Genomic DNA, 25,533 nt, shown 5'->3' with positions numbered 1-25,533 from the left:
TTCGGTAGGAAAAGTCTGTATTTTGATTTTTCTTGCCGAAGGTTATTTGACCCCAGGGACTAGGCGCTGGAGCTGGACAATTCTTGAAGTCAAATCTTATACATACCAATAATGTAAGATATGAAACAAGCGTGGAGCGACTCCACGCTTGTTTTATAGGAAAGAGGTAGAATATAATGAATGATTTAGTTAAAATCAGACGAGACTTACATCAAATTCCTGAACTAGGGTTTCAGGAATATAAGACGCAAGCTTACTTATTGTCCTATCTAAAATCCCTGCCACAAGAGCGGCTAACAATCAAAGAGTGGAAGACAGGCTTGTTTGTTATGGTCCATGGACTTAATCCACAAAAAACCATTGGCTATAGGACGGACATAGACGGCCTTCCAATAACAGAGGAAACAGGTTTACCTTTCTCTTCTTCGCATGAATCCTATATGCACGCCTGTGGTCATGATTTCCACATGAGTATTGCTCTTGGAGTGCTGACTCATTTTATTCACAAGCCGATTGATGACAACCTCTTATTTATTTTTCAACCTGCAGAGGAAGGGCCTGGCGGAGCAGAACCAATGCTCAAGTCAGATATCATGCAGGATTGGAAACCTGATATGATTTTTGCCCTCCATATTGCCCCGGAGTATCCAGTTGGGACAATTGCATTAAAAGAGGGCTTGTTATTTGCTAATACCTCTGAGTTATTTATAGACCTAATTGGAAAAGGGGGACATGCTGCATATCCCCACCAAACAAATGATATGGTCGTTGCTGCTTGTATGCTTGTTAACCAGCTTCAAACTATAATCTCAAGAAATGTGGACCCTCTAGACAGTGCTGTGGTAACAATAGGGAAAATTACTGGCGGTACAGTTCAGAATATCATTGCTGAGAGGGCAAGGCTTGAAGGGACAATTCGTACACTATCACCAGAATCCATGCAAAAGGTGAAACAGCGTATTGAAGCCTTAGTGAGAGGTCTAGAAACAGGCTTCGATTGTAAAGCAGTCATTGATTATGGCTCTATGTATCATCAGGTATATAACAATGAGCCCATTACTAAAGAATTTATGAATACGATTAAAAATAAGACAGATGTGAGTGTAGTGGAATGTAAGGAAGCGATGACGGGAGAGGATTTTGGGTATATGCTAAAAGAAATTCCAGGGTTAATGTTCTGGCTTGGCGTAGACTCTCCATATGGATTACATCATTCCAAATTAAATCCAAACGAAAAGGCCATTGATGTCGCAGTAAAAGTCATGACAACATATATTGAATTTAAAGGGAAAAAATCATAAAGAAGGAAGACTGTTCGTTTCTTGAGACGGGCAGTTTTTACTTTTATACATAATTTTTATTCCCTGTTGTAACCTTGTTTCTGTTTTATCGTCGGTATTAATAATACTAAAATGTTTTTTCTGCTTAACCAAGAAGATTATTAGAGGGGTGTCAGGGTTATGAGAAAAAGGATATTAAAATGGGTGCCTGTTTATTTATTAATCATGTTTATTGGTTTAGCTGGTTGTAGCTCTAGCAGTAAGAATGAATCTGCTAAAATGAGTGATGAAAAAACTGTGATGGATTCGGCAGCGTCTGGGAACAAAGGGGAAACTTCTAATTTTTCAAGTGAAAAATCGAAGGGGGAACAAACCAGTGAGCCTGGTAAATTCGAAGGAACAAAGCAGATGGTTATTTATCAGGCTGATTTGCAGCTTAAGGTAAAAAAATTTGAGAAAACTGTTCAAAGTTTAGAAGAAAAAGCAGTAAAATACGGAGGTTATATTTCACAATCAAATGTGGCTAGAGAGGGGAACGAACAAATAAGTGGTACTATCACGATTAGAGTTCCCCAGAAATATTTTCAGACCTTTCTGCATGATGCGGAAGGGGAGGCGGTAGAAGTATTACAGAGGAACATTTCAGGTCAAGATGTAACAGAGGAATACGTGGACCTTGAATCAAGATTAAAATCAAAAAGAGTAGTTGAGGAAAGACTATTAACTTTTATGAAGAATGCGGCAAAAACGGAGGACCTATTAAAAATTTCTGCGGATTTAGCTGGTGTCCAAGAGGAGATTGAAACAATTGAAGGCAGAATGAAATACCTTGAAAATCAAACTTCTCTATCCACAGTTACCATAACACTTTTCGAAAATAAAGTGATCGTACCTGATATTGACAAAGACCAGTTAAATACATGGGAGAAAACGAAAAAGCAATTTATGAAGAGCACGAACATGCTCCTAGCATTCATGTCCGGGTTAGTTGTATTTATTATTGGGAATCTACCGATTCTTATTGTTCTTGGGATTCTCGTCATTTTGGGTTTTCTATTATTTAAAAAGGGAAAAACAAGAAATAAACAAGATTAGGTAGCGTGGGCAGTTGACAGAATGCTATTATATAACCATCATGATTAAGACAATAGTAGGGGAGTAATCGTATGAAGAAAAGTTATGCAGTAATTGGCTTAGGTCGATTCGGCGGGAGTATTTGCCGAACGCTCACTGATGAAGGAATGGAAGTATTGGCTATAGATTCGAACGAAGAGCGAGTGAATGAATATGCGATGATTGCTTCTCATGCAGTAGTTGGAGATACAACAGACGAAAATGTATTAAAAAGCCTTGGGATTCGTAACTTCGATCATGTAATTGTAGCTATTGGGGATGACATACAATCCAGTATATTAACTACCCTTATTCTAAAAGAGTTAGGTGTAGCACGAATTACTGTAAAAGCTCAAAATGATTATCATGAAAAGGTTCTAAGGAAAATTGGAGCAGACCATGTAGTACATCCAGAAAGAGATATGGGTAAAAGGATTGCGACCAATATGACATCCAGTAATGTGGTTGATTATTTACAGCTTTCTGATGAGCATAGTATTGTAGAAATAGTTGCTAACGGAAAACTTAGTGGGCATACCATTATTGATTTAGACATACGTAAGAAATACGGCCTTAATATTGTTGCGATAAAAAGAGGAGATGAAATCATTGTTTCACCTCAAGCAAGTGAATCCATTTATCTTAATGATGTATTAATTGTTATTGGAACTGACATTGACATCGATCGATTCGAAAAGAAGGTACTTGAATAAGAAAAGCTCCAGCCAAAGGCTGGAGCTTTTTCTATAGTGTTTATACTTCCATAATAATAGGAAGGATCATTGGTCTACGCTTTGTTTTTTCATAAAGGAATGGAGCTAATGTGTCTGTTATTTCATTTTTTATTTCAGACCATTGGCTGGTTTTGCGTTCCATGACTTTGTTTAAATGTTTAGTAATCAAGTTTTGAGCATCATTGATTAAATCACCAGACTCTCTCATATACACAAATCCACGAGAAATTAGGTCTGGACCTGAAGCAATTTTAAATTCTTTCATATTAATGCTTACTACGACTACTACTAAGCCTTCTTCTGAAAGGATGCGTCGATCGCGAAGAACGATATTACCAATATCGCCAACCCCACTGCCATCAATATAAACAGAGCCGGAAGGAATTTTTCCTGCAACCTGAGCTGTATTTTCAGACAGAGCCAACACTTCACCATTGTCCATGATAAAGCAATTTTCTTCTTCTACACCACAATCAACCGCAAGCTTAGCGTGCATTTTCTGCATCCGGTACTCGCCGTGGATTGGCATAAAGAATTTAGGTTTAATTAAACGGAGCATCAGTTTCTGCTCTTCTTGACCACCGTGTCCTGATGTATGGATATTACTTAACTTACCGTGAATAACTTCAGCGCCAGCACGATAAAGCATATTAATGGTTCTACTTACACTAATTGTATTTCCTGGAATTGGAGATGAAGAAAATACAACTGTATCCCCAGGTATAATTTGAATTTGACGGTGTGTTCCATTAGCAATTCGCGATAGAGCTGCCATTGGTTCACCCTGGCTCCCTGTACAAAGAATAGTAACCTTGTCTGCAGGAAGACGATTAATTTGATTAGCCTCAATAAAAGTTTCCTTAGGTGCTGTAATATACCCTAATTCAAGCCCGATATTAATTGCAGCTTCCATGCTTCGACCAAATACCGCTACTTTTCTTCCGTTTACTACAGCGGCTTCTACCACTTGTTGTAGTCTGTGTATATTAGATGCGAAGGTTGCGAAAATGATGCGGCCATCGACCTTTCTGAAAATATCATGGATACTTTCGCCGACACGGCGTTCTGACATCGTAAAATCAGGAATTTCGCTGTTAGTACTATCTGACAGTAAACATAAAACACCTTCTTTACCAATCTCGGCCATTTTGGTTAAATTGGCAGGCTCACCTACAGGGGTAAAATCAAATTTAAAATCACCTGTATGAACGACTTGACCGGGTGGTGTTTTTACAACGATACCGTAGGAATCTGGAATACTGTGGGTCGTACGGAAAAATGTTACTGATGTCTTACGGAACTTAATGATATCGTCTTCCTTAATCTCGATCAGTTTTGCATTTCTTAATAGTCCGTGTTCTTCTAGTTTGTTTTTGATTAATCCTAATGCCAATTTGCCGCCATAGATAGGAATGTTAATTTCACGAAGAAGGTAAGGGATCCCACCAATATGATCTTCGTGTCCATGTGTTACAAAAAGGCCTTTGATTTTATCTTCATTTTTTACTAAGTAGGTGTAGTCAGGGATGACATAATCAATACCTAATAATTCATCCTCTGGGAATTTTATTCCAGCATCAATTAAAATGATTTCATCCTGGAATTGAACTGCATACGTATTCTTGCCTATTTCACCTAAACCACCTAAGGCAAAAACAGCAGTTTGATCATTTTTAACAAATTTCATAAATTATCCAATCTCCAATACTTTAAAGTCTTCATTTTGTCTTTCGTATTCTAAAAATGCTCCCGTTACTTCCTGTACAAATTCTACATTATATCCACGATCAGCAATTTTTGTACGTACATCTCTAACTGATTCCCCTTCAACAAAGAGGGATTTTGTGTTTTCGCGAACTGGAACTTCTGTAATACTCTGCTGGTAATAAACTTTGAAAATCATAACATTATCGCTCCTAACTAAAATCATAACTTTTTCTATTATATAAAACATTTTCATCTTTTTCATTTATTTTCTTTGGGAGTCATTGGACTAATGTGAAAAGTATGTAAAAGAATCGCTGTTTTTACAATGTACAATAAGGAAGGAGCCCTTCGCAAGTTTTGAAGGGCTCGGAAAATTTTAGGCAATAGATTTCTTTCTGAGTAAATCATTCCACTGTTTTAAGAGCTTTTTGCGTAGCTTCTTTAACATAGTGGATCATCTCCTTACCTCTTATTTTATACGATCCTTGTCCAATGTAAAGCAATCAATGGTAGAATATTGAAGGTTTTTAAAAAGAAAGGTTTTTTTACTATTATAATATGATAAAAACGCATATTCTTTCATGGATAAACATGGAATATTGGTGACAATACCAAATTGACAATAATTAATAGAAGGTTTAGTGTTTTAAAGGGATAAATTAAATAGAAGAGGAAGAATGGTGAAATGGGAAAATTATTTAGTGCTTTAGCCGTATTAAGTCTTATTTGGGGAACTTCGTTTCTATTCATAAAATTACTTTTGTCTTCCATGGATCCAGTTGTAGTGGTATTCGGAAGGTGTCTATTTGGAGCGAGTTCCCTTCTACTAATAATGATCTTAAGCAAGAAAAGAATAAAACTACGGACATTACCATGGTTTAAATTGTTTTTGGTTGCTTTGACAAATAACGCTCTACCATGGGTTTTGATTAGTTCAAGTGAAACAAAGCTTTCATCAGGTATGGCTTCAATTATTAATGCTACAACACCCATATGGACTTTAGTTATTGGTGCTTTGTTCTTTTCCTCATCGCTTCGTAGGAGTCAGTGGATAGGCATATTGGTTGGTTTTACAGGGATTTATATTGTATCTGATTTTAAACTAGGGGATATTTTTTCAGGAAATATCATCGGGATATTATTAATGACCGGTGCTACTTTATGCTATGGGATTGGCTCACATCTTTCAAAAAAATATATGGGTCATTTATCTGTGCTTGAAACTTCCTTCTTTACGTTATTTATTTCAGCTATTATAAGTTTTTTTTCGGTGCTTTTTACAACGCCAGAATCACTTTCGGGCTTTATTAATGTAAATACTTTTGGGTCTTTTGTTGGGTTGGGAGTATTAGGTTCGGGTATCGCATATTTGCTGTACTACTATTTGGTGAAAGAGGGAAGTGCAGAATTTGCTTCACTAGTAACCTATTTAGTACCGGTATCGGCTATAATTTGGGGAACCTTCCTTTTAAAAGAAGAAATTCATTTTTCCATGTTAGTGGGATTATTAATTATTTTTGCAGGGGTTTTTATTTCAACCTTGAAACCTAGAGCAAAATCAAATGAGACCTTTACAGCATAGTTTCAAACAAAAGGAGTTATTTTAAAATGAAAAAAATTGTTTTTTTTGATATAGATGGTACACTGCTAGATCATGAAAAAAATTTACCTGATAGTACGAAAAAGGCTATAAAATTACTAAAGGATAATGGAGTTTTTATAGCTATTGCTACAGGCAGAGCGCCATTTATGTTTACCAATTTGCGCGAAGAGTTAGAAATAGATTCATTTGTCAGTTTTAATGGGCAATTTGTTGTTTTTGAGAATGAAATTATTTATGAAAACACCTTAAATGAAAAGGATTTAGAGAGCTTATTCCAGAAAGCAAAAATAAATGAACACCCATTAGTTTTTATGAACCACCAAACAATGAAAGCAAGCGTGAAGCACCATCCATATATCGAGAAAAGCCTAGGGAGTTTGAATTTTACACATCCTGAAGAAGATGCAAGTTTTTACTTAAACCGTAAAATGTACCAATCACTCCTATTTTGCAAAGAACTAGAAGAGCTTAATTACTCAGTTGAATATCCAAACTTTCATTTTATAAGATGGCATCCGTATTCTGTTGATATCTTGCCAAAGGGCGGTTCAAAGGCAGAAGGAATTAAAAAAATGATAGAACGGTTAGGATTTGAGTTAAAGGATGTTTATGCATTTGGGGACGGATTGAATGATTTAGAGATGTTAAAAGCTGTTGGAACAGGAGTGGCAATGGGGAACGGCGTGCCCGAAGCTAAGGCGAATGCAGATCTCATTACTAGTGATGTGTCGGACGATGGTATTTGGAACGGATTAAAGGAACTACAGTTAATATAGAAAAGCGGAAGCGCCTTGATCAGCCACGACAGGCAAATGTTCTTCTGCGAAAAAAGTGGTTCTATGACTTTTATTGCAGAAGGTTATTTGACCCGAGGGGCTAGGCGCTGGAGCTGGACAATTCTCGAAGTCGATTTTTATGATTTCTTATTATATAAAAAAGGAGGTCGACTCTTCATGAGTCGCCTCCTTTTAACGTTCGATTGCTGTTGCCCCTTCGATTGGTTTTAAAGGGTCTGCATGATCAATATGATCGTAAAACATCACACCGTTTAAGTGGTCAATTTCATGCTGGAAACAAATTGCGGGTAAACCTTTTAAACGGATTTTAATCTCTTCACCATCTATAGTTATCCCTTTAACTGTAATTCTTGCATAACGAGGGACATATCCTGGAATGGCTGCATCGACTGAAAGACAACCTTCACCAGTTTGCAGATAAGCCTTCTCAACAGAGTGGCTAACAATCTTAGGATTAAATAGGGCGTAGCTATATAGTACCCCTTTTTCGTCAGTTACGTGTACTGCAATCATTCGTTTAGAGACGTTGATCTGCGGTGCTGCTAATCCAATTCCTGGCCGCAAGCCATGCTTTGAAGCAATTTCACTATTTTGACTGTTAATTACATATTCGAGTAAGCTGGATAGTATTTGTTTATCCTCTTCTGATGGCGGCATGACAACTTCTGAAGCCACTTTCCGAAGGGTTGGATGGCCATCTCGAATAATATCCTCCATCGTTAACATAACCTTCACTCCTGTGTTCAATAAAATAATTAGTATCCATAGTCTAACAGACTATAGATAAAATGTTAATCATTGATTAATCATATATCATATCAACCTCTTTAGGGGGTTCGATATTGTCAAAAATTCCAAGTATCGATATAGTAGGAGTTGAGTGTAGTTGGGAGGTTGTAAAGTGTTATTAAAATGCAAATGGTGTTTTATTATACCTGTAATAGCTGTTATTTTTATTTTATCTGGTTGCTTAGCAAAAGAAACACCCGAAGAAAAAATGTATGATGTGTTAGAAAAGGTTGTATCAAAAGAGAAGGTCTTTGAAGAACAGCAAGAGCCGCTAGTTAAATTAGAAGATGAAGAAAAAACATTATATGATGAGATTATCAAATTAGGCATGAAGGAATATGACCAAATCGTCAAGCTTTCCGATAAAGCATTGGCTCTAATTGACAAAAGAAAAGAACATATGGAAAAAGAAACAAAAAGCATTCGGGATTCTGAAAAGGAATTTAAAAAGGTAGCAAAGATAAAGGATGAAATACAAGATAAGAAACTTGCGCAATTAGCGAATGACCTACACAGTATCATGACCCAAAGGTATCAAGCCCATGAAGTATTGAATAAGTATTATATTGAGGCATTAAAAAATGATAAAGAATTATATGAAATGTTTAAAAATAAGGATGTACCACTAGAAGATTTAGAGACTAAGGTAACTCAGCTTAATGATAATTATAAAAAGGTATTTGAAGCAAACGAAAACTTTAATAAGCTAACCGAGCAATACAATGACAAAAAGGTGGCTTTTTATAAAAAAGCAGGACTAGAACCAGAAAAATAAGTGTAAACCAAAAATCGGCTATAATGGCCGGTTTTTTCTATATTATAACAAATGCGAAATAAGAGTTATTTTATATAACAGTTAGTTGATTTAAATGATACAGATGTTATAATTTTACGGAAATTAAATAATATGATTGTGGTGTAAAATTATTAAACATAGTATTTGACGAAGGAAAATGATTGATGTACACTCATATATGAGTTAAATAATTGTATCAATTGAGTTACATAAAATAGTGATACAGAATAAAATGTTGGTATAAGGAAGATTTTTTCGTTTATCTTATCTTTTCTGTGAAAACTATCTATTAGTAATTTCAAGAACTTGGCCGACATGACCCGTGCGTTTTTGGGGTAATCTAACTTAGTGGATTTATTTTAAAATTTTTTCTTTGAATAGAAAGGAAGAGGTGACTCAAATGGCTTCTAAAACTCAGAATGCCCAGCTTAATGCGAAAAAAGCACTCGAAGCTGTAGAAGATCAATTTCAAACACTTCAAATTCTTAATGAAGAAGGTGAAGTGGTAAACGAAGCGGCAATGCCTGATCTATCAGATGAACAGCTTCAGGAATTAATGCGTCGTATGGTATATACACGAATTCTTGACCAAAGATCTATTTCTTTAAACCGTCAAGGAAGACTTGGTTTCTATGCTCCAACTGCTGGACAAGAAGCATCACAATTAGCTTCTCAGTTTGCATTAGAAAAGGAAGACTTTATTCTACCAGGTTATCGTGACGTTCCTCAGATGATTTGGCATGGACTTCCATTATACCAAGCATTTTTATTCTCTCGTGGACACTTCGAAGGAAATAAAATTCCAGAAGGTGTTAACGTTATTTCTCCACAAATCATTATTGGTGCTCAAATCATCCAAGCAGCTGGTGTTGCCCTTGGTATGAAAAAGAATGGTGCAAAATCTGTTGCGATCACTTATACAGGTGACGGAGGAGCTTCCCAAGGTGATTTCTATGAAGGTTTAAACTTTGCAGGTGCATTTAAAGCTCCGGCAATTTTCGTTGTTCAAAATAACCGTTTTGCGATTTCTACTCCAGTGGAAAAACAATCAGCAGCTAAAACTGTTGCACAAAAGGCTGTTGCTGCCGGTATTCCTGGAATTCAAGTCGATGGTATGGACCCACTTGCTGTTTATGCTGCAACTCGCGATGCTCGTGAACGTGCAATTAACGGCGAAGGACCTACATTAATTGAAACATTAACATACCGTTATGGCCCACACACAATGGCAGGGGATGACCCAACTCGTTACCGTACGTCTGACCTTGATAATGAATGGGAAAAGAAGGATCCATTAGTACGTTTCCGTAAGTTCCTTGAGAACAAAGGTATCTGGAATGAAGTGCAAGAAAACGAAGTAATTGAAAAAGCAAAAGAAGATATCAAAGAGGCAATTAAACAAGCGGACGCGGCTCCTAAGCAAAAAGTAACCGACCTAATGTCCATTATGTTCGAGGAAATGCCTCAAAACTTAAAAGAACAATATGAAATTTATAAAGAAAAGGAGTCGAAGTAAGTCATGGCTCAAATGACAATGATTCAAGCAATCACTGATGCTTTAAGAATTGAGTTGCGCAACGATCCTAAAACCCTTATTTTTGGGGAAGACGTTGGGGTTAACGGCGGGGTATTCCGTGCAACTGAAGGACTTCATAAAGAATTTGGCGAAGACCGTGTATTTGATACACCACTTGCTGAATCTGGTATTGGTGGTTTATCAATTGGTCTTGCATTAACAGGATTCCGTCCTATTCCTGAAATTCAATTCTTTGGATTTGTTTTTGAAGTAATGGATTCTATTGCTGGACAAATGTCTCGTATGCGTTACCGCTCTGGTGGCCGTTACAATATGCCAATTACTGTTCGTTCTCCATTTGGTGGTGGAGTACATACTCCTGAATTGCACTCAGACAGCTTAGAAGGATTAATGGCACAAACTCCTGGTTTGAAGGTAGTTGTTCCTTCTACACCTTATGATGCAAAAGGATTATTATTATCTGCCATTCGTGACAATGACCCAGTTATCTTCTTAGAGCATTTAAAATTATATCGTGCTTTCCGTCAAGAAGTTCCTGAGGAAGAGTACACAATTCCACTTGGAAAAGCAGACGTAAAACGTGAAGGTACAGATTTATCTATCATTACTTATGGTGCAATGGTACATGAGTCTCTAAAAGCGGCAGAAGAATTAGCTAAAGAAGGTCATTCTGTGGAAGTTATTGATTTACGTACAATTAGCCCACTTGATATTGATACTATTATTGCTTCTGTTGAAAAAACTGGCCGTGCGATTGTTGTTCAAGAAGCACAAAAGCAAGCTGGTATTGCAGCTAACGTGGTAGCTGAGATTAACGATCGTGCAATTCTTAGCTTAGAAGCACCAGTATTGCGTGTGGCTGCTGCAGATACAATTTATCCTTTCTCACAAGCTGAATCTGTATGGCTTCCTAACTATAAAGATGTAATCGAAACTGCTAAAAAAGTTCTAACTTTCTAATAGAGGATTAACTGAAATCTATACAATAGGAGATGAATCCCAGTGAGCGCAACCGCAACCACATTTCAATTTAAAATGCCTGACATCGGTGAAGGTATTCACGAAGGGGAAATCGTTAAATGGTTTATAAAACCAGGGGATAAAGTCCAAGAAGACGACGTACTTTGCGAAATTCAAAACGATAAAGCAGTAGTAGAAATTCCTTCTCCAGTAGAAGGAACAGTTTTGGAAGTATTAGTGGGCGAAGGAACTGTTGCAACTGTTGGACAGGTACTCGTAACATTTGATGCTCCAGGATATGAAAATTTACAATTCAAAGGCGATCATGGTGATGAAGAGCCTAAGCAAGAAGCGCCGGCACCAGCACCAGAAGCTAAACAAGAAACAGCGGCTCCAGCTGCGGCAGCAACTGCTCCATCAACTCAACCTGCAGCAGAGGTTGATCCTAATCGCCGTATTATCGCGATGCCATCTGTTCGTAAATATGCTAGAGAAAAAGGCGTAGAAATTGCATTAGTAGCTGGAACAGGTAAAAATGGCCGTATTATGAAGAGTGATATTGATGCATTCCTAAATGGAGGCGCAACAGCTGCTCCTCAAGCGGCACCAGCGGCTGAAGCAGCGCAAGAAGCTCCTAAGGCAGCGGCACCGACTCCAATTCCACAAGGCGAATATCCAGAAACTCGTGAGAAAATGAGCGGAATCCGTAAGGCAATTGCAAAAGCAATGGTCAATTCTAAGCACACTGCACCACACGTAACACTTATGGATGAAATTGATGTAACTAAACTTGTAGCACATCGCAAAAAATTTAAGGAAGTAGCTGCTGCAAAGGGCATCAAACTTACTTTCTTACCATATATCGTAAAAGCTTTAACAAGCGCATTAAGAGAGTTCCCTGTATTAAATACATCCCTTGATGATGCAACAAATGAAATTGTTCATAAGCATTACTACAATATCGGAATTGCTGCAGACACTGAAAAAGGTCTATTAGTTCCGGTTGTAAAAGACGCCGACCGTAAGTCTGTATTCACTATTTCTAATGAAATCAATGAATTAGCTGGAAAAGCACGTGAAGGCAAACTTGCTCCAAATGAAATGAAGGGTGCATCTTGCACAATTTCTAATATCGGTTCTGCTGGCGGACAGTGGTTTACACCAGTTATTAACCACCCAGAAGTGGCTATTCTTGGAGTAGGTCGTATTGCAGAAAAACCAATCGTTCGTAACGGAGAAATTGTTGCTGCTCCTGTATTAGCGTTATCATTAAGTTTTGACCACCGTATGATTGATGGTGCTACTGCTCAAAACGCAATGAATCATATTAAACGTCTATTGAACGATCCAGAACTATTGTTAATGGAGGCGTAATAAAATGGTAGTTGGAGATTTCCCTATTGAAACAGATACTATAGTGATCGGTTCCGGTCCTGGAGGATATGTTGCAGCAATCCGTGCTGCTCAGCTAGGACAAAAAGTAACCATTGTTGAAAAAGAATATATTGGTGGAGTATGTCTAAATGTTGGTTGTATTCCTTCAAAAGCCTTAATTTCTGCGGGTCACCGTTATGAAACTGCTGTACATTCTGCATCTTTTGGTATTACAGCTGAAAATGTTAAGGTTGATTTTTCAAAGGTTCAAGAATTCAAAGCTGGTGTTGTAAAGAAATTAACTGGTGGCGTTGAAGGATTACTAAAAGGTAACAAAGTAAATGTTGTTCGTGGTGAAGCGTACTTTGTTGATGCTAATACACTTCGTGTAATGGATGAAACATCTGCACAAACATATACGTTTAAAAATGCAATCGTTGCAACTGGATCACGCCCAATTGAGTTACCTGCTTTTAAATATTCAAAACGTGTTCTGAATTCTACTGGAGCTCTTAACCTAAATGAAATTCCTGAGAAGATCGTTGTTATTGGCGGCGGAGTTATTGGGATTGAACTTGGTGGCGCCTATGCGAACTTTGGCACGCAAGTAACCATCTTAGAAGGTGCCGATGAAATTCTAGGCATGGGAGTATTTGATAAGCAAATGGCTGCTCTTGTTAAGAAGACGATGAAGAAAAAAGGTGCGGAATTCTTTACAAAAGCATTTGCCAAAGGTGTCGAAGAAACTGAAAACGGCGTAGTGGTGACTTTTGAAACAAAAGGCGAAGAAAAGAAAATCGAAGCTGATTATGTTTTTGTCATGGTTGGCCGTCGTCCAAACACTGATGAAATGGGCTTAGAGGAAGCTGGAGTGAAGTTAAGCGACCGTGGCCTAATTGAAATTGATAAGCAATGCCGTACAAGTGTAAGTAATATTTATGCAATCGGTGATGTTGTTGCTGGTCCTCAATTAGCACATAAAGCATCATATGAAGCTAAAATTGCTGCTGAAGCTATTGCTGGTCATCCGTCTGAAATTGATTATTTAGGAATTCCAGCAGTTGTTTTCTCTGATCCTGAGTTAGCGCAGGTTGGATATACTGAAGACCAAGCTAAAAAAGAAGGCATTGATGTGGTTGCTGCTAAATTCCCATTTGCAGCTAACGGACGTGCTCTTTCTCTTGACAGTGCAGATGGTTTCTTGAAACTAATCACACGTAAAGAAGATGGCCTTGTAATTGGTGCGCAAATCGCCGGTGCAAGTGCTTCTGATATGATTGCTGAACTTGGTCTTGCTATCGAAGCTGGTATGACAGCAGAAGACTTAGCAATGACAATTCATGCTCACCCAACACTTGGTGAAATAACAATGGAAGCTGCAGAAGTAGCCCTAGGCAGCCCAATCCATATCATTAAATAATTAAAAATAAAGTCCTTTCCAAAACGGAAAGGACTTTATTTTTTTATAGCGAATTTTATATTTAATACTCGAAAAAGAACATTGTTTGTTTTTGCACCTGTTGATTGGAGCGGAAGGAACGAAGACTCCTCGAAAATGCTATCGCATTTCATTCGTGCGTGGGCTGATTCAAGAGGCAGTCCAATGTCTTGTGGGAGTATGGTTCAGGAGAGACCCCGCTGGCGCGTTTCGCCGAGGAGGCTCGCCGAAACACCCACGAACCGCTCGTGCCTGGAGCGGAAATCAACAGACAAGTAGGGCGATAATTAAATTAAGTTTAAAATGATTGGAAAGGAGGTATGAAAAAAATAACTTATGTTTGGTTTTCATTCATATACTTAAAACACCAGATGTCTAAAGATATGTAATTTGAGTGGTGATAAAAATGAAGGTATATATTGTCATGCTTTTACAATTTATAATTTGGAGTGGCTTCACTTTTATAGAATGGCTTTCAAAACATGATCAGCTCATCTATAAAGTCATTATGTTTTTTGTTTTCTTTTATTTAGCGTTTTTAATTGGAAATTATGTGACTAAATCTGTTCGCAAAACTCTTTTCATTACGGCTTTAAGCCTTGTTATTTATACCTCATTTCATTATACGATGGCACAATTTATGCATTAAAAAAAGCCCCTGAATGGAGCTTCTATTTTTAAATTATTTTCTTGGATAATAATACATGACTCTTTCATTAAAAAGATGAAGCTCACCTTTGAGTTTTTTTGCAAGGAATTTACAAAACTCATTTGCTTTTCCCTTATCCCCATAAGTCGATTGTTCTGGAAGTGTTATTTGTATGTATGTTTGTTCACTAGGGACACCGTCTTCGCTTTGAACGTACTCTGTATCTACACCTACTAGGATGGCATAGTAGCGCTCTTGGGTTGCTTGTAAGTAAAACCATTTCCCTTTCCCGTCTTCTGTTTCTTTCACTTCGTATGGGAAAGCGGACTCTCCAAACTGCCAGTTAACCTGATCGCCTGTTTTTGAAGTAATACTTTTATAATAATAAAATAATTCCTTAACCTCATCTATGGTTATTGTTTGTTTTGCAGATGAAGGCACAAGCTTAATAAATGCATTTACAGCCATCATCATTCCCCCCTATTAGTCCGTAGTGTATGCCCTTCTATTCTAGCATTGAATAAAAAGCAATGACAACAATAACAAGTGCTAAAATGTTATCATTTCTTGTAATTTTCTAAAAGATAAATTATAATAATATTCTAAATATTAAATTAAAAGGAGGAATCTCATGGAATTATTTGACAAACTATATGATGAGCATGAAAAGGCAAAGGTGCGGTTTATTGGATTTACTACTGAAGATACCCGTTATGACTTTGGAATTATTTACACGAATATGTTTTTTGGTAAACCTCTTGTGATATGCATGCAAACTGGACGATCCACACTCCTAGACCCCAAAGATATTGAAGACATTGACTTCCTTCAAACAGTATTCCATATCCCTGATAAAGCGCAGGCAACTGATCTAGCTGAATTTTTTAGAGAAACACTTCCGTCTATCCCTTTTGTCACCCAATATGATTAATGTTAATTAAGATTAGGCCTAAACGGGCCTTTTTTTATGCATATTTTTTAAATGTGACATACAATTTGGGCTTGAAATTATTAATGTGATATATTATTATCTAATTAGAGGTTAGTTAAACGCTTTCATAGCAGGACCATTTAATATGAAAAGGGGATAGGACAAATGGGTACACTTGTATGCCAAACTTGTAACTCAACTATTGATCACTTTGAAGATGAAAAAGTAACGGTACTATACTCTAAATGTAATTGCTGTGATAACCATCATATCGAAGAAGAAGTATAACGATTAAATACAATAAAATAATAAACAGGCTGACTCATTGAGTCAGCCTTCATTTTTATCTTATTTTATTGCTTTGTACTCTTTTATAACGTGGATAGTTTTAATTTCATCATCTTCTGGGCCTTGGACAGGTAAGCCAGCCTCAAGGTTTTCTTTAATGTAATGCAAGTTTTCTTTTGTGATAATTTCACCAGGAATAAAAATTGGAATACCTGGCGGATATACCATAACAAACTCTGCAATAATTCTACCTTCTGACTCTTCAAATGGAATCACTTCAGTCTCTGCATAAAAGGCATCTCTAGGAGTTAATGCAAGGACAGGAATCTCCGGTAAAAGAACTTCTACTGGTTCCACCTTAACTGATCGATGTTCACACTCTTCTGCCAATTCCTTTAAGGCATTCACTAATAGATTTGTTTCTGTTTCTGTGTCGCCCAGTGTGATAATACAAAGGATGTTATATAGGTCAGATAATTCGACTTCGATGTTATGTTTCTCTCGAAGCCATTTTTCTACATCATAGCCTGTTAATCCTAAATCTTTCACTGAGATAATCAATTTGGTCGGGTCAAAATCAAAAGTGGCATTGGAACCCAAAATTTCTTCACCAATACAACGAATATGATGAATCTCATTAATCTTCTTACGGGTTGATTGAGCTAATTTGATTGTACGATCAATTAATTCCTTCCCTTTTGTTGCTAATTGTTTTCGGGCAGTATCAAGAGACGCTAATAATAAATAGGATGTGGATGTTGTCGTAAGCATGCTTAATATCGATTGTACATGCTTAGCAGAGACAAGTCCTTCCCGTACGTTTAAAATGGAGCTCTGTGTCATGGAACCGCCTAATTTATGAACGCTGGTAGCTGCCATATCAGCTCCTGCCTGCATCGCAGAGAGTGGAAGTTCGTCATGAAAATGAATGTGAACACCATGTGCTTCATCTACAAGAACTGGAACATTGTAGGTATGAGCAATTTCAACGATTTTTTTTAGGTCCCCAGAAATACCGAAGTAAGTCGGATTGATAACTAATACGCCCTTCGCATCAGGGTGCTGCTGTAATGCTCGATCTACTGCTTCTGGAGTGATGCCATGGGATATACCTAATTCTCTATCGATTTCTGGATGAATAAACACAGGAATGGAGCCAGAAAAAACAATAGCAGACATTACTGATTTATGAACATTTCTAGGTACAATAATTTTTTCTCCAGGACCACAAACTGCCATTACCATTGCAATGATAGCTCCACTTGTACCTTGGACGGAAAAGAAAGTATGGTCGGCACCAAAGGCTTCTGCTGCAAGCTCCTGGGCCTTTTTAATCATTCCTTTAGGTGAATGTAAGTCATCAAGGGGCCCAATGTTAATAAGGTCAATAGATAGGGCATTATCCCCGATAAATTGGCGAAACTCAGGATCCATTCCTGCTCCTTTTTTATGTCCAGGAATATGAAACTGAGTGGGATTTTTTTTGGCATGTTCTAATAAACCGCTAAATAACGGTGTTTGATTTTGTGACAATCTAACTACACCTCTTTATAAAGAAATACTCTTAAGTTCAAGTCTATAAAAAACATAAAACAAAGGAATTATAGCACTATTCTTTTATGTTGCATAGGATTTAATTTTCGCTGTCCTCATTTGTTACTTCAAGTTAGTTTCCCATTAAGAGAGGAAATTTAACCTTTTAAGACGAAATAACAATTAATAAACATTTAGGAGGGGATTTAAGTGAATTGGAAAACAAGAGTTACTGATACTTTAGGTATAAAATATCCTATTATCCAAGGTGGTTTAGCGTATTTAGCTTACTCGGAATTAGCCGCTTCTGTTTCAAATGCAGGTGGGCTCGGTCAAATTACTGCGATGTCTTTAAATTCTCCAGATCAACTTCGAGAAGAGATACGAAAAGTAAGGCAGTTAACTAACAATCCATTTGGAGTAAACTTTGCAATTGGCCAACATGGACGACCATTTTCAGATTTTTTACAGGTTGCTATTGATGAAGAAGTTCCAGTTGTTTCTATGACAGGGGGAAACCCAGCTCCAATATTTGAGCAATTAAAAGGAACTAAAATTAAAACATTGGTTCTTGTAGCTGCAAGGAGGCAGGCTGTAAAAGCGGAAGAACTAGGTGCTGATGCAGTGATGGTGGTTGGACAGGAAGGTGGCGGCCATTTGGGAAGGGATGATATTGGAACCTTGGTATTAATTCCTCAAGTAGTAGATGCTGTTAGCATTCCGGTTATTGCCTCCGGTGGGATTGGAGACGGCAGGGGGTTAATGGCGGCTCTTAGTTTAGGTGCAGAGGGAATTGAAATGGGAACAAGATTTATTGCTACAAAAGAATGCGTTCATGCAAATGAACTGTATAAGCAAAGGTTAGTAGAAGGGACAGAATCAGATACAGTTGTGATAAAGAGGACACTTGGGGCTCCAGCGCGAGCAATAGCGAATAGTTGGACAGAAAAGATTCTTCATGTGGAGAAAAATAATGGTGGGTATGAGCAACTAAAGGATTTAATTAGTGGGAATGCAAACAAACGATACATATATGAGGGTTCGGTTGATGAAGGTTTTGCTTGGGCTGGCCAAGTCATGGGACTCATTAAAGATGTACCATCGGTAAGTGAACTATTTGAACGAATGATTAGAGAAGCGGAAGAAATTCGTGCAAAATGGGGAAAATAAAGGTATCATACACTTTAGTGAAATAAGTTAGAAGGTGAAATAATGGAGTATCAATACCCAATTGATTACAGTTGGTCGACAGATGAGATTGTTGATGTGATCAAATTCTTTGAGGCCATAGAAAAAGCATATGAAAAGGGAATTGAGCGCGATGAATTAATGAAAGTCTATCGTCGCTTTAAGGAAATAGTTCCAAGTATTGCTGAAGAAAAGACTGTTTGTGGGGAATTCGAAGAGATAAGTGGTTATTCTTCCTATCGAACAATAAAAAAAGCCAAAGAAGCCTCATCAGGTGACAAAATAAAAATGTAGAAAATTAAAAGCTCCCAAGACCATCAGTTGTCTTGGGAGCTTTTCTTAATTATTTGGCTCTGTTAAACTTGCCTGTTGATTTCCGCTCCAGGTGCTTCGCTTTCCGTGGGTGTTTCGGCGAGCCTCCTCGGAGAAACGCGCCTGCGGGGTCTCCTTGAACCATACTCCCACAGGAGTCTTCGCACCTTCCGCTCCAATCAACAGTGTGTAAAAATCAACACTGTTCTTTAACACAGCCAATTATTTAATATCTTGAGCAAGTTTATATAGAGGTGCAACTGTTTGGAACACTTTCTCAATTTGTTGAATTAGTCCTTCTGCACCTATTTCAATGACCTTTTCTTTGTCTAGCGTAAGCCCACAAAGTAATTCAGCTTTTTTTACATTCTTCAGTCTGTCAAAAATGCCGTTCAGGTCTGTCTTGGAAAGATCTCCGTGTTTAACTGTATCTGGTTTCATATGGTCAAGTGACCATGCAAATTCATTTGGTATTTCTTTATATATTTTGTTTGCTTTCTTTAGGAATCTCTCTGCAATCGTATTTTTTGACGGTGCTTCATAAATGACTGCAAACCAAATAAATAAATGGGTTTGCCAAAGCCCAATCTGAAAATGTGGCAGCATTTTGTAGCCCCTAGCATTATTAGCAAAAGCAACCCACGTATCCTTCGGAGGATTAATGGTTCTTCTAGCATGTTTTGCAACATGAACAAACATTTCATCCCCGGTCAATGCTGATAAGGTAGGAGCAAAATATTGGCCAAGTTCTTCTAATTTTGGACGAATGATCCCCTTAAGAGCCTCCATACGCGGTTCTAATCCATCTATTAAAAAGACATCAAAATCCTCTTGTGTAAATCCTTTAAAATCCATTCCTTTAAACCTCCAACAGCCATTTGTCACTTATTGTAGCATAGTAACGAAAATACAAGAAGTTTGTTGCTCTTCTAGGTGAAAGCACATATTTGTTGCAACATATCAAGCAGACTCATATTATACAGTAAAAAAAATTATGAAAAATAAGTTAATAAAAAAGGGAAGGGGAGAAGAAAGATGAAACAACTTATGAATACATCATTGAAAAAAGCAGGGGAAAAGGAAAGAACAGCTGTCTTAAGACTAGAAATGGATTATGAGTTAGCTACATTGTTTGAGGCAATTGAGGAAAAGAATGAAAAGAAGATGAAAGAATGTAAACTAAAGCTAGAGAAAATTCGTCAAGAATTATTACGATTAAAGGCTCTATAACAGCACTTTTTAGACTCTCCGTACTTTTTTATCTAAGGGGAAACATAAAAGAATGGACAGAAAAAGAAGACTGGTGGGATTTACCTAAACGAACTCCGTAAATTGATAAGGGGGTTCGTTTATTATTGCGTTTATGTGTGATTCATTGAACTTTTACCATACTGAGTGTTAAAGTTGCTGTGTGTCTCCAATTTGATTAAGCTATAAGTACATCAATTTTATGACCATGATTCATACTACATACATTGGAAAAATAAGATCATTGGAGGTAAATAATGAACTGGGACGAAGTGTATACTCATGCGAAGCAATGGGTAATGGAAGCTGGAGAGACTATTCGATTATCCTTTAATAAGACGTTAAATATCCAGACAAAAACAAACCAGAATGATCTCGTTACAAATATTGATAAAGAAATTGAACAATTTTTTATTAAGAAAATTAGGGAGGTCTATCCTAGTCATAAAATAATGGGAGAAGAAGGTTTTGGTGACGAACTCCAGACACTAGATGGAGTAGTATGGCTGATTGACCCGATAGATGGAACGATGAACTTTGTCCATCAACAAAGGAATTTTGCCATTTCCTTGGGCGTGTACGAAAACGGCGTTGGAATAATTGGACTGATTTATGACGTAGTTCATGATGAGCTATATCATGTAAAACGAGGACATGGTGCATTTATAAATGATAAGCCAATACCATCTTTAAAAGAAACAACCGTGCAGAATTCCATTATTGCACTTAATGCTACCTGGGTAATGAAAAACCACCGGATTGACCATAATTTATTGATACCACTGGTCAGAGATGCAAGGGGAACACGGTCATATGGAACAGCTGCGCTCGAAATGGTCTTCGTTGCAACTGGGCGTGTGGATGCTTATATGTCCATGAGGTTATCGCCATGGGACTTTGCTGCAGGAGCGGTTATTGTGGAGGAACTCGGTGGAATCGTCACCAATTTAAGAGGAGAAAAACTGGATTTTCTTTCTAAGGATTCATTGTTCACTGCAAAACCAGGATTACACCAAACCATCTTAAATGACTATTTAAAAGATGGTAAATGGTAATTAAAGCAGAAAAGAAGCCTCTTCGGCTTCTTTTTTGCAAAATAAGAAAGTATAAAATTGAACTATGAGAATTGTCCAGCTCCAGCGCCTAGCCCCTCGGGTCAAATAACCTTCGGCAAGTAAAGTCAAAGAGCGACTTTTCTTGCCGAAGAACATTTGCCTGTCGGGGCTAACCAAGGCGCTTGCGCTTTTCTTATTTATAATTTTCCTTCTTCACGCAATTTCTTTTTAGTTTTAAATCCCAAGCCCATAATGACAAAGCATCCAACTACACAGAGAATAGCTCCTATAATGCTTTGTTCCCCGATTGCGATTCCAATTCCCATGATACATACTGCGGCAAGAATGGCATATACAAGCATTGGCCACTTAATTTGGTTCATTTTATTACCCCTTTATTTCAAGTCGTGGAACAGATCAATAGCTGTTTGACTCGTGTGTTTACCTTATATTTTTTATTCTACAATAAAATGCTTATAGGTTTCCACTTTAATTATGGTATAATGTTTTAGTTGTATATGGGAAACTATAAATAGTTTTATTTTTAGAATATAGGTAGGAGTGGGATTTTTTTGAAAATAAGAGAAGATATTCGTAATATAGCAATTATTGCTCACGTTGACCACGGAAAAACAACGTTGGTTGACCAATTGTTAAAGCAATCTGGTACGTTCCGTAGCAATGAGCATGTCGAAGAACGTGCAATGGATTCCAATGATTTGGAAAGAGAACGTGGTATTACCATCCTGGCAAAAAATACTGCCATTCAATACAAAGATACTCGCATTAATATCTTAGATACACCTGGACACGCTGACTTTGGTGGCGAAGTAGAACGTATTATGAAAATGGTTGATGGTGTTTTACTTGTTGTCGATGCCTATGAAGGCTGTATGCCACAAACACGTTTTGTTCTTAAAAAGGCTTTAGAGCAGAAAATAACTCCAATTGTTGTTGTTAATAAAATTGACCGTGACTTCGCTCGACCAGCAGAGGTAATCGATGAAGTGATTGATTTGTTTATCGAACTTGAAGCAACTGAAGACCAGTTGGAATTCCCGGTTATTTACGCTTCAGCAATTAATGGTACAGCAAGTACTAACCCAGAAAAGCAAGATGAAAATATGCAATCTTTGTATGATGCTATCGTTGAATATATCCCTGCCCCAGTTGACAATCGTGAAGATCCATTGCAATTCCAAGTTGCCCTTCTTGATTACAATGATTATGTTGGCAGAATCGGAATCGGTCGCGTTTTCCGCGGTACGATGAAAGTCGGTCAACAAGTAGCATTGATGAAATTAGATGGATCAGTTAAGCAATTCCGTGTGACCAAAATTTTTGGTTTCTTTGGATTAAAACGACAAGAAATCCAAGAAGCTGTAGCCGGCGACTTGATCGCTGTTTCAGGTATGGAAGATATAAATGTTGGTGAAACTGTATGTCCAATTGAACATCAGGAAGCACTACCAATCCTACGAATCGATGAGCCTACGTTACAGATGACTTTTGTTGTAAATAACAGTCCGTTTGCAGGCAGAGAAGGTAAGTATCTAACTTCAAGAAAGATTGAAGAAAGATTACGCGCTCAATTGCAAACAGACGTAAGCTTACGTGTTGAAAACACTGATTCACCAGATGCATGGATCGTTTCTGGTCGTGGTGAACTTCATTTATCAATCTTAATTGAAAACATGCGTCGTGAAGGCTACGAGCTCCAAGTTTCAAAACCAGAAGTTATCGTTAAAGTTATTGATGGTGTACGCTGTGAACCGGTTGAAAGAGTTCAAATTGATGTACCGGAAGAACATACTGGTTCAGTAATGGAATCAATTGGTGCCCGTAAAGGCGAAATGATAGACATGATTAACAATGGTTCAGGTCAGGTTCGTTTAATCTTTAACGTACCAGCACGAGGATTAATTGGTTACACAACTGAGTTCTTAACAATGACTCGAGGTTATGGAATTATTAATCATACCTTTGATAGCTACCAGCCAATGTTGTCAGGTCAGGTTGGTGGAAGACACCAAGGTGTACTTGTATCAATGGAATCAGGAAAAGCATCAACATATGGTATCATGCAAATAGAAGACCGCGGAACAATTTTCGTTGAACCAGGTACGGAAATCTACGAAGGGATGATCGTTGGCGAAAACACTCGCGAAAATGACATCACTGTTAATATTACAAAAATGAAACAGGCGACAAATGTTCGTTCAGCTAACAAAGACCAAACATCTGTTATTAAAAAACCGCGTATCATGACATTAGAAGAGTCATTAGAATATTTAAATGATGACGAATATTGTGAGGTTACTCCAGAATCAATTCGTCTTCGTAAAAAAATCCTTGATAAAAATGAACGTGAAAGAGCTGCTAAAAAGAAAAAGGTTGCTGAATTAAGTTAATTAAAGAGGTGCACGCTGTGGAAGATTTGAAATCCTTCTCCCCAAGTTTGAGATTTTTTATTCAGTTGACAAATGATATAGAAACAGGTGTATTCCTACAATATTTATTCATTGTTATTTTGTCAGTGATTGTTTACCGGTTAGGATTTGCAAAAAAACTGCCTCTTTTGAAAAACATAGTAATTTATATCAGCCTCTGTATTGGATGCGTATTTATGTTATTTTTTTCATATGCCCTTCCAATTGCTGAAGGGTTAGGTGCAGCTGCATTATTGTTGGTTATTTATAAAATCCGACTGCACCAATCAAAAAAGCATCAAGCTGAAGCGAAATAACGGGGGTTTAAAGAATGAAATCCTTACAGGATGCACTGTATAATTGGCTTACGATTAAAGTTGTCTGTGATGCACGTCCTGATGACACTGCTGCACAAGAAACTTTGGCTTTTTTTGACGAGATGCTTACTAATCAGCATCATGTTTCTATCATAGAAACGACTACGGACGCTGTCATGTACTATGTTACTTATCAACAAGGTGAGGAAACAAAAAAGGTACGTTATTCGCGTGAATTGATTGAGATTATGTTGAATCAAATCAATCAAGAGCCAGAGAAATATGAGAATTACCCAATTGAAGATTAAAAAAAACGCTTGCTCCATTAATAGATGGGGCAAGCGTTTTTTTTATTACAAAATAAGAAGGTGTGAAATTCAACTTCGAGAATTGTCTAGCTTCAGCGCCTCGCCCCTTGGGTCAAATAACCTTCGGCAAGTAAAGTCAAAGAGCGACTTTTCTTGCCGAAGAACATTTGCCTGTCGGGGCTGACCAAGGCGATTGCGCTTTTCTAATTACCAATCGTCTTTCTCAGATTTTGTTTTGAATAAGCGAAAATTACCTGTATCTATTCGGGCATTAGTTCTTTCGGCAATTCTTTCACTACAGTCATTACACATATATGTATGGATTGGACGATTGCGAAGTCTTTTAGCTATTGGTGATTCATCATCAATTGATTCAATTTTATCGCATATTACACATTTTACCCGCATGACGGCACCTCATCAAATCTTTCATAAATTAGAGTGTTTGTAATTATAGTATACCATGATAGAATACCGACGGGTAATCCAATTGGTTAAAGTTGAACCAAAAAAGGGATAGTAGTAATATGAGATTATCTGTTAAATACAGAACAAGGACAAACTAAAGGGGTTGTAAGAAATGCCGAATCAAGTGGAACAAAAGCTAATCAGACCATTATATGAGGAATTGCAAAAAGAAAGATTTGTAACGCTAGCAACAATTGATCATGAAACAGGAGGACCTAATGTAAGTGCTATCTCTTGGGTGCTGGCAAAGAATGAAAACACAATCTATTTTTCAGTAGATAACCGTTCGAGGATATTGGAGAACATCAATAGAAATAACAAGGTAGTCATTAACCTTATTGCAAATGAATCTACATATTCTATCCAAGGGGAAGCGCAGGTCAAAGTTGAAAGATTGGAAGAAGTACCATTAAAGCTTGCTTTGGTAGAAGTATCAATCAATGAAGTAAGAGATGTTATGTTTTATGGATCAAAAATTGTGTCAGAAGTAGAATATGATAAAACATATGATAAAAACGCGGCACAAAAGTTAGATAATCAAGTTATGGAAGCAATGAAAAAAGCTTAGGAGAAATCCTAAGCTTTTTCTACAGAATAAGAATGTATAAAATTAGACCTCGAGAATTGTCCAGCTCCAGCGCCTAACCCCTCGGGTCAAAAAACCTTCTGCAAGTAAAGT

At 37.4% G+C, this 25,533-nt stretch carries 29 protein-coding genes; 21 read left to right on the top strand and 8 right to left on the bottom strand.

Features of this window, described 5'->3' with window-relative positions; all coding sequences use genetic code 11:
* The first annotated feature begins 176 nt into the window (after nt 1-176).
* The 3 genes from QE429_RS18670 to QE429_RS18660 all read left to right on the top strand — a co-directional run bounded on the left by QE429_RS18670 (nt 177) and on the right by QE429_RS18660 (nt 3,106).
* Nucleotides 177-1,301 (top strand): N-acetyldiaminopimelate deacetylase, encoded by a 1,125-nt coding sequence (locus QE429_RS18670; RefSeq protein WP_307289151.1) that lies wholly within the window; start codon nt 177-179, stop codon nt 1,299-1,301.
* 159 nt (nt 1,302-1,460) lie between these two features.
* On the top strand, nt 1,461-2,375 hold the full coding sequence (locus QE429_RS18665) for a DUF4349 domain-containing protein (RefSeq protein ID WP_307289149.1): 915 nt from the start codon (nt 1,461-1,463) through the stop codon (nt 2,373-2,375).
* 71 nt (nt 2,376-2,446) lie between these two features.
* The gene (locus QE429_RS18660; RefSeq protein WP_307289147.1) at nt 2,447-3,106 is read left to right on the top strand and encodes a potassium channel family protein; all 660 of its coding nucleotides are present in this window, start codon (nt 2,447-2,449) and stop codon (nt 3,104-3,106) included.
* Nucleotides 3,107-3,146: 40 nt separating this feature from the next.
* On the opposite strand, the gene rnjA is transcribed toward QE429_RS18660, so the two are convergent.
* Nucleotides 3,147-4,814 (bottom strand): ribonuclease J1, encoded by a 1,668-nt coding sequence (gene rnjA, locus QE429_RS18655; RefSeq protein ID WP_307289145.1) that lies wholly within the window; start codon nt 4,812-4,814, stop codon nt 3,147-3,149.
* A 3-nt stretch (nt 4,815-4,817) separates the two neighbouring features.
* Nucleotides 4,818-5,030 (bottom strand): DNA-dependent RNA polymerase subunit epsilon, encoded by a 213-nt coding sequence (locus QE429_RS18650; protein WP_307289144.1) that lies wholly within the window; start codon nt 5,028-5,030, stop codon nt 4,818-4,820.
* A gap of 489 nt (nt 5,031-5,519) precedes the next feature.
* On the opposite strand from QE429_RS18650, the gene QE429_RS18645 reads away from it, so the two are divergent.
* Nucleotides 5,520-6,416 (top strand): DMT family transporter, encoded by an 897-nt coding sequence (locus tag QE429_RS18645; RefSeq protein WP_307289143.1) that lies wholly within the window; start codon nt 5,520-5,522, stop codon nt 6,414-6,416.
* Between the two features lie 26 nt (nt 6,417-6,442).
* On the top strand, nt 6,443-7,213 hold the full coding sequence (locus QE429_RS18640; RefSeq protein ID WP_307289140.1) for a Cof-type HAD-IIB family hydrolase: 771 nt from the start codon (nt 6,443-6,445) through the stop codon (nt 7,211-7,213).
* Between the two features lie 192 nt (nt 7,214-7,405).
* Here the strand turns inward: QE429_RS18640 and def are convergent, their stop codons facing one another.
* Nucleotides 7,406-7,960 carry a peptide deformylase gene (gene def / locus QE429_RS18635; RefSeq protein ID WP_307289138.1) on the bottom strand — a complete coding sequence of 185 codons (555 nt, stop codon included), beginning with the start codon at nt 7,958-7,960 and terminating at the stop codon, nt 7,406-7,408.
* A 175-nt stretch (nt 7,961-8,135) separates the two neighbouring features.
* Between def and QE429_RS18630 the strand changes: the two genes are divergently transcribed.
* The 6 genes from QE429_RS18630 to QE429_RS18605 all read left to right on the top strand — a co-directional run bounded on the left by QE429_RS18630 (nt 8,136) and on the right by QE429_RS18605 (nt 14,777).
* Nucleotides 8,136-8,798 carry a YkyA family protein gene (locus tag QE429_RS18630; RefSeq protein ID WP_307289137.1) on the top strand — a complete coding sequence of 221 codons (663 nt, stop codon included), beginning with the start codon at nt 8,136-8,138 and terminating at the stop codon, nt 8,796-8,798.
* 421 nt (nt 8,799-9,219) lie between these two features.
* Nucleotides 9,220-10,335 (top strand): pyruvate dehydrogenase (acetyl-transferring) E1 component subunit alpha, encoded by a 1,116-nt coding sequence (gene pdhA / locus QE429_RS18625; protein ID WP_307289135.1) that lies wholly within the window; start codon nt 9,220-9,222, stop codon nt 10,333-10,335.
* Between the two features lie 3 nt (nt 10,336-10,338).
* Complete coding sequence (locus tag QE429_RS18620; RefSeq protein ID WP_307289133.1) at nt 10,339-11,316, top strand: alpha-ketoacid dehydrogenase subunit beta; 978 nt, start codon at nt 10,339-10,341, stop codon at nt 11,314-11,316.
* A gap of 75 nt (nt 11,317-11,391) precedes the next feature.
* On the top strand, nt 11,392-12,690 hold the full coding sequence (locus tag QE429_RS18615; protein WP_307290886.1) for a dihydrolipoamide acetyltransferase family protein: 1,299 nt from the start codon (nt 11,392-11,394) through the stop codon (nt 12,688-12,690).
* A 4-nt stretch (nt 12,691-12,694) separates the two neighbouring features.
* Nucleotides 12,695-14,110 (top strand): dihydrolipoyl dehydrogenase, encoded by a 1,416-nt coding sequence (gene lpdA, locus QE429_RS18610; RefSeq protein WP_307289131.1) that lies wholly within the window; start codon nt 12,695-12,697, stop codon nt 14,108-14,110.
* A gap of 424 nt (nt 14,111-14,534) precedes the next feature.
* Nucleotides 14,535-14,777 (top strand): hypothetical protein, encoded by a 243-nt coding sequence (locus QE429_RS18605; protein ID WP_307289129.1) that lies wholly within the window; start codon nt 14,535-14,537, stop codon nt 14,775-14,777.
* 33 nt (nt 14,778-14,810) lie between these two features.
* Here the strand turns inward: QE429_RS18605 and QE429_RS18600 are convergent, their stop codons facing one another.
* A complete protein-coding gene (locus QE429_RS18600; protein ID WP_307289127.1) occupies nt 14,811-15,245 on the bottom strand; it encodes a DUF1885 family protein in 435 nt (144 codons plus the stop codon).
* Nucleotides 15,246-15,408: 163 nt separating this feature from the next.
* Between QE429_RS18600 and QE429_RS18595 the strand changes: the two genes are divergently transcribed.
* Entirely contained in the window at nt 15,409-15,708 is a 300-nt protein-coding gene (locus tag QE429_RS18595; protein ID WP_307289125.1) for a DUF3055 domain-containing protein, read from the top strand.
* Between the two features lie 165 nt (nt 15,709-15,873).
* A complete protein-coding gene (locus QE429_RS18590; RefSeq protein ID WP_307289124.1) occupies nt 15,874-15,996 on the top strand; it encodes a GapA-binding peptide SR1P in 123 nt (40 codons plus the stop codon).
* 60 nt (nt 15,997-16,056) lie between these two features.
* Here QE429_RS18590 and QE429_RS18585 read toward each other — a convergent pair whose 3' ends face one another.
* On the bottom strand, nt 16,057-17,529 hold the full coding sequence (locus QE429_RS18585; RefSeq protein ID WP_307289123.1) for an aminotransferase class I/II-fold pyridoxal phosphate-dependent enzyme: 1,473 nt from the start codon (nt 17,527-17,529) through the stop codon (nt 16,057-16,059).
* Between the two features lie 210 nt (nt 17,530-17,739).
* On the opposite strand from QE429_RS18585, the gene QE429_RS18580 reads away from it, so the two are divergent.
* Nucleotides 17,740-18,699, top strand: a complete 960-nt coding sequence (locus QE429_RS18580; RefSeq protein ID WP_307289121.1) for an NAD(P)H-dependent flavin oxidoreductase — start codon at nt 17,740-17,742, stop codon at nt 18,697-18,699.
* Between the two features lie 42 nt (nt 18,700-18,741).
* A complete protein-coding gene (locus QE429_RS18575) occupies nt 18,742-19,011 on the top strand; it encodes a UPF0223 family protein (RefSeq protein WP_307289118.1) in 270 nt (89 codons plus the stop codon).
* 240 nt (nt 19,012-19,251) lie between these two features.
* On the opposite strand, the gene QE429_RS18570 is transcribed toward QE429_RS18575, so the two are convergent.
* Nucleotides 19,252-19,884, bottom strand: coding sequence for a YktB family protein (locus tag QE429_RS18570; protein WP_307289116.1), 633 nt, complete (start codon nt 19,882-19,884; stop codon nt 19,252-19,254).
* 180 nt (nt 19,885-20,064) lie between these two features.
* On the opposite strand from QE429_RS18570, the gene QE429_RS18565 reads away from it, so the two are divergent.
* Together QE429_RS18565 and QE429_RS18560 are read left to right on the top strand one after the other, a co-directional pair.
* Nucleotides 20,065-20,259 (top strand): hypothetical protein, encoded by a 195-nt coding sequence (locus QE429_RS18565; protein WP_066066363.1) that lies wholly within the window; start codon nt 20,065-20,067, stop codon nt 20,257-20,259.
* Between the two features lie 275 nt (nt 20,260-20,534).
* Nucleotides 20,535-21,332: an inositol monophosphatase family protein gene (locus QE429_RS18560; RefSeq protein ID WP_307289112.1), complete on the top strand. Its 798-nt coding sequence runs from the start codon at nt 20,535-20,537 to the stop codon at nt 21,330-21,332.
* A gap of 197 nt (nt 21,333-21,529) precedes the next feature.
* On the opposite strand, the gene QE429_RS18555 is transcribed toward QE429_RS18560, so the two are convergent.
* A complete protein-coding gene (locus tag QE429_RS18555; RefSeq protein ID WP_307289110.1) occupies nt 21,530-21,715 on the bottom strand; it encodes a YlaF family protein in 186 nt (61 codons plus the stop codon).
* A gap of 189 nt (nt 21,716-21,904) precedes the next feature.
* On the opposite strand from QE429_RS18555, the gene typA reads away from it, so the two are divergent.
* From typA to QE429_RS18540, 3 genes are read left to right on the top strand one after another with little or no spacing between them, the layout of a single operon-like run.
* A complete protein-coding gene (gene typA, locus QE429_RS18550; RefSeq protein ID WP_307289109.1) occupies nt 21,905-23,743 on the top strand; it encodes a translational GTPase TypA in 1,839 nt (612 codons plus the stop codon).
* Between the two features lie 26 nt (nt 23,744-23,769).
* Nucleotides 23,770-24,078 (top strand): YlaH-like family protein, encoded by a 309-nt coding sequence (locus QE429_RS18545; protein ID WP_307290883.1) that lies wholly within the window; start codon nt 23,770-23,772, stop codon nt 24,076-24,078.
* A gap of 14 nt (nt 24,079-24,092) precedes the next feature.
* Complete coding sequence (locus QE429_RS18540; RefSeq protein ID WP_307289107.1) at nt 24,093-24,386, top strand: hypothetical protein; 294 nt, start codon at nt 24,093-24,095, stop codon at nt 24,384-24,386.
* 207 nt (nt 24,387-24,593) lie between these two features.
* Here the strand turns inward: QE429_RS18540 and QE429_RS18535 are convergent, their stop codons facing one another.
* Entirely contained in the window at nt 24,594-24,794 is a 201-nt protein-coding gene (locus QE429_RS18535) for a YlaI family protein (protein ID WP_307289105.1), read from the bottom strand.
* 172 nt (nt 24,795-24,966) lie between these two features.
* Between QE429_RS18535 and QE429_RS18530 the strand changes: the two genes are divergently transcribed.
* Complete coding sequence (locus QE429_RS18530) at nt 24,967-25,422, top strand: pyridoxamine 5'-phosphate oxidase family protein (protein WP_307289103.1); 456 nt, start codon at nt 24,967-24,969, stop codon at nt 25,420-25,422.
* Nucleotides 25,423-25,533 lie beyond the last annotated feature (111 nt).

The sequence above is a fragment of the Bacillus sp. SORGH_AS_0510 genome, from assembly GCF_030818775.1.
In the GTDB taxonomy this organism is placed as follows: domain Bacteria; phylum Bacillota; class Bacilli; order Bacillales; family Cytobacillaceae; genus Neobacillus.
This window is presented reverse-complemented; position numbering and strand designations above follow the sequence as displayed.

Excerpts from the sequence above, each read along its gene's own strand:
- QE429_RS18670 (WP_307289151.1), top strand. The coding sequence starts at position 177 with ATGAATGATTTAGTTAAAATCAGACGAGACTTACATCAAATTCCTGAA.
- QE429_RS18665 (WP_307289149.1), top strand. The coding sequence starts at position 1,461 with ATGAGAAAAAGGATATTAAAATGGGTGCCTGTTTATTTATTAATCATG.
- QE429_RS18660 (WP_307289147.1), top strand. The coding sequence starts at position 2,447 with ATGAAGAAAAGTTATGCAGTAATTGGCTTAGGTCGATTCGGCGGGAGT.
- rnjA (WP_307289145.1), bottom strand. The coding sequence starts at position 4,814 with ATGAAATTTGTTAAAAATGATCAAACTGCTGTTTTTGCCTTAGGTGGT.
- QE429_RS18650 (WP_307289144.1), bottom strand. The coding sequence starts at position 5,030 with ATGATTTTCAAAGTTTATTACCAGCAGAGTATTACAGAAGTTCCAGTT.
- QE429_RS18645 (WP_307289143.1), top strand. The coding sequence starts at position 5,520 with ATGGGAAAATTATTTAGTGCTTTAGCCGTATTAAGTCTTATTTGGGGA.
- QE429_RS18640 (WP_307289140.1), top strand. The coding sequence starts at position 6,443 with ATGAAAAAAATTGTTTTTTTTGATATAGATGGTACACTGCTAGATCAT.
- def (WP_307289138.1), bottom strand. The coding sequence starts at position 7,960 with ATGTTAACGATGGAGGATATTATTCGAGATGGCCATCCAACCCTTCGG.
- pdhA (WP_307289135.1), top strand. The coding sequence starts at position 9,220 with ATGGCTTCTAAAACTCAGAATGCCCAGCTTAATGCGAAAAAAGCACTC.
- QE429_RS18620 (WP_307289133.1), top strand. The coding sequence starts at position 10,339 with ATGGCTCAAATGACAATGATTCAAGCAATCACTGATGCTTTAAGAATT.
- QE429_RS18615 (WP_307290886.1), top strand. The coding sequence starts at position 11,392 with ATGCCTGACATCGGTGAAGGTATTCACGAAGGGGAAATCGTTAAATGG.
- lpdA (WP_307289131.1), top strand. The coding sequence starts at position 12,695 with ATGGTAGTTGGAGATTTCCCTATTGAAACAGATACTATAGTGATCGGT.
- QE429_RS18605 (WP_307289129.1), top strand. The coding sequence starts at position 14,535 with ATGAAGGTATATATTGTCATGCTTTTACAATTTATAATTTGGAGTGGC.
- QE429_RS18600 (WP_307289127.1), bottom strand. The coding sequence starts at position 15,245 with ATGGCTGTAAATGCATTTATTAAGCTTGTGCCTTCATCTGCAAAACAA.
- QE429_RS18595 (WP_307289125.1), top strand. The coding sequence starts at position 15,409 with ATGGAATTATTTGACAAACTATATGATGAGCATGAAAAGGCAAAGGTG.
- QE429_RS18590 (WP_307289124.1), top strand. The coding sequence starts at position 15,874 with ATGGGTACACTTGTATGCCAAACTTGTAACTCAACTATTGATCACTTT.
- QE429_RS18575 (WP_307289118.1), top strand. The coding sequence starts at position 18,742 with ATGGAGTATCAATACCCAATTGATTACAGTTGGTCGACAGATGAGATT.
- QE429_RS18570 (WP_307289116.1), bottom strand. The coding sequence starts at position 19,884 with ATGGATTTTAAAGGATTTACACAAGAGGATTTTGATGTCTTTTTAATA.
- QE429_RS18565 (WP_066066363.1), top strand. The coding sequence starts at position 20,065 with ATGAAACAACTTATGAATACATCATTGAAAAAAGCAGGGGAAAAGGAA.
- QE429_RS18560 (WP_307289112.1), top strand. The coding sequence starts at position 20,535 with ATGAACTGGGACGAAGTGTATACTCATGCGAAGCAATGGGTAATGGAA.
- QE429_RS18555 (WP_307289110.1), bottom strand. The coding sequence starts at position 21,715 with ATGAACCAAATTAAGTGGCCAATGCTTGTATATGCCATTCTTGCCGCA.
- QE429_RS18540 (WP_307289107.1), top strand. The coding sequence starts at position 24,093 with ATGAAATCCTTACAGGATGCACTGTATAATTGGCTTACGATTAAAGTT.
- QE429_RS18535 (WP_307289105.1), bottom strand. The coding sequence starts at position 24,794 with ATGCGGGTAAAATGTGTAATATGCGATAAAATTGAATCAATTGATGAT.
- QE429_RS18530 (WP_307289103.1), top strand. The coding sequence starts at position 24,967 with ATGCCGAATCAAGTGGAACAAAAGCTAATCAGACCATTATATGAGGAA.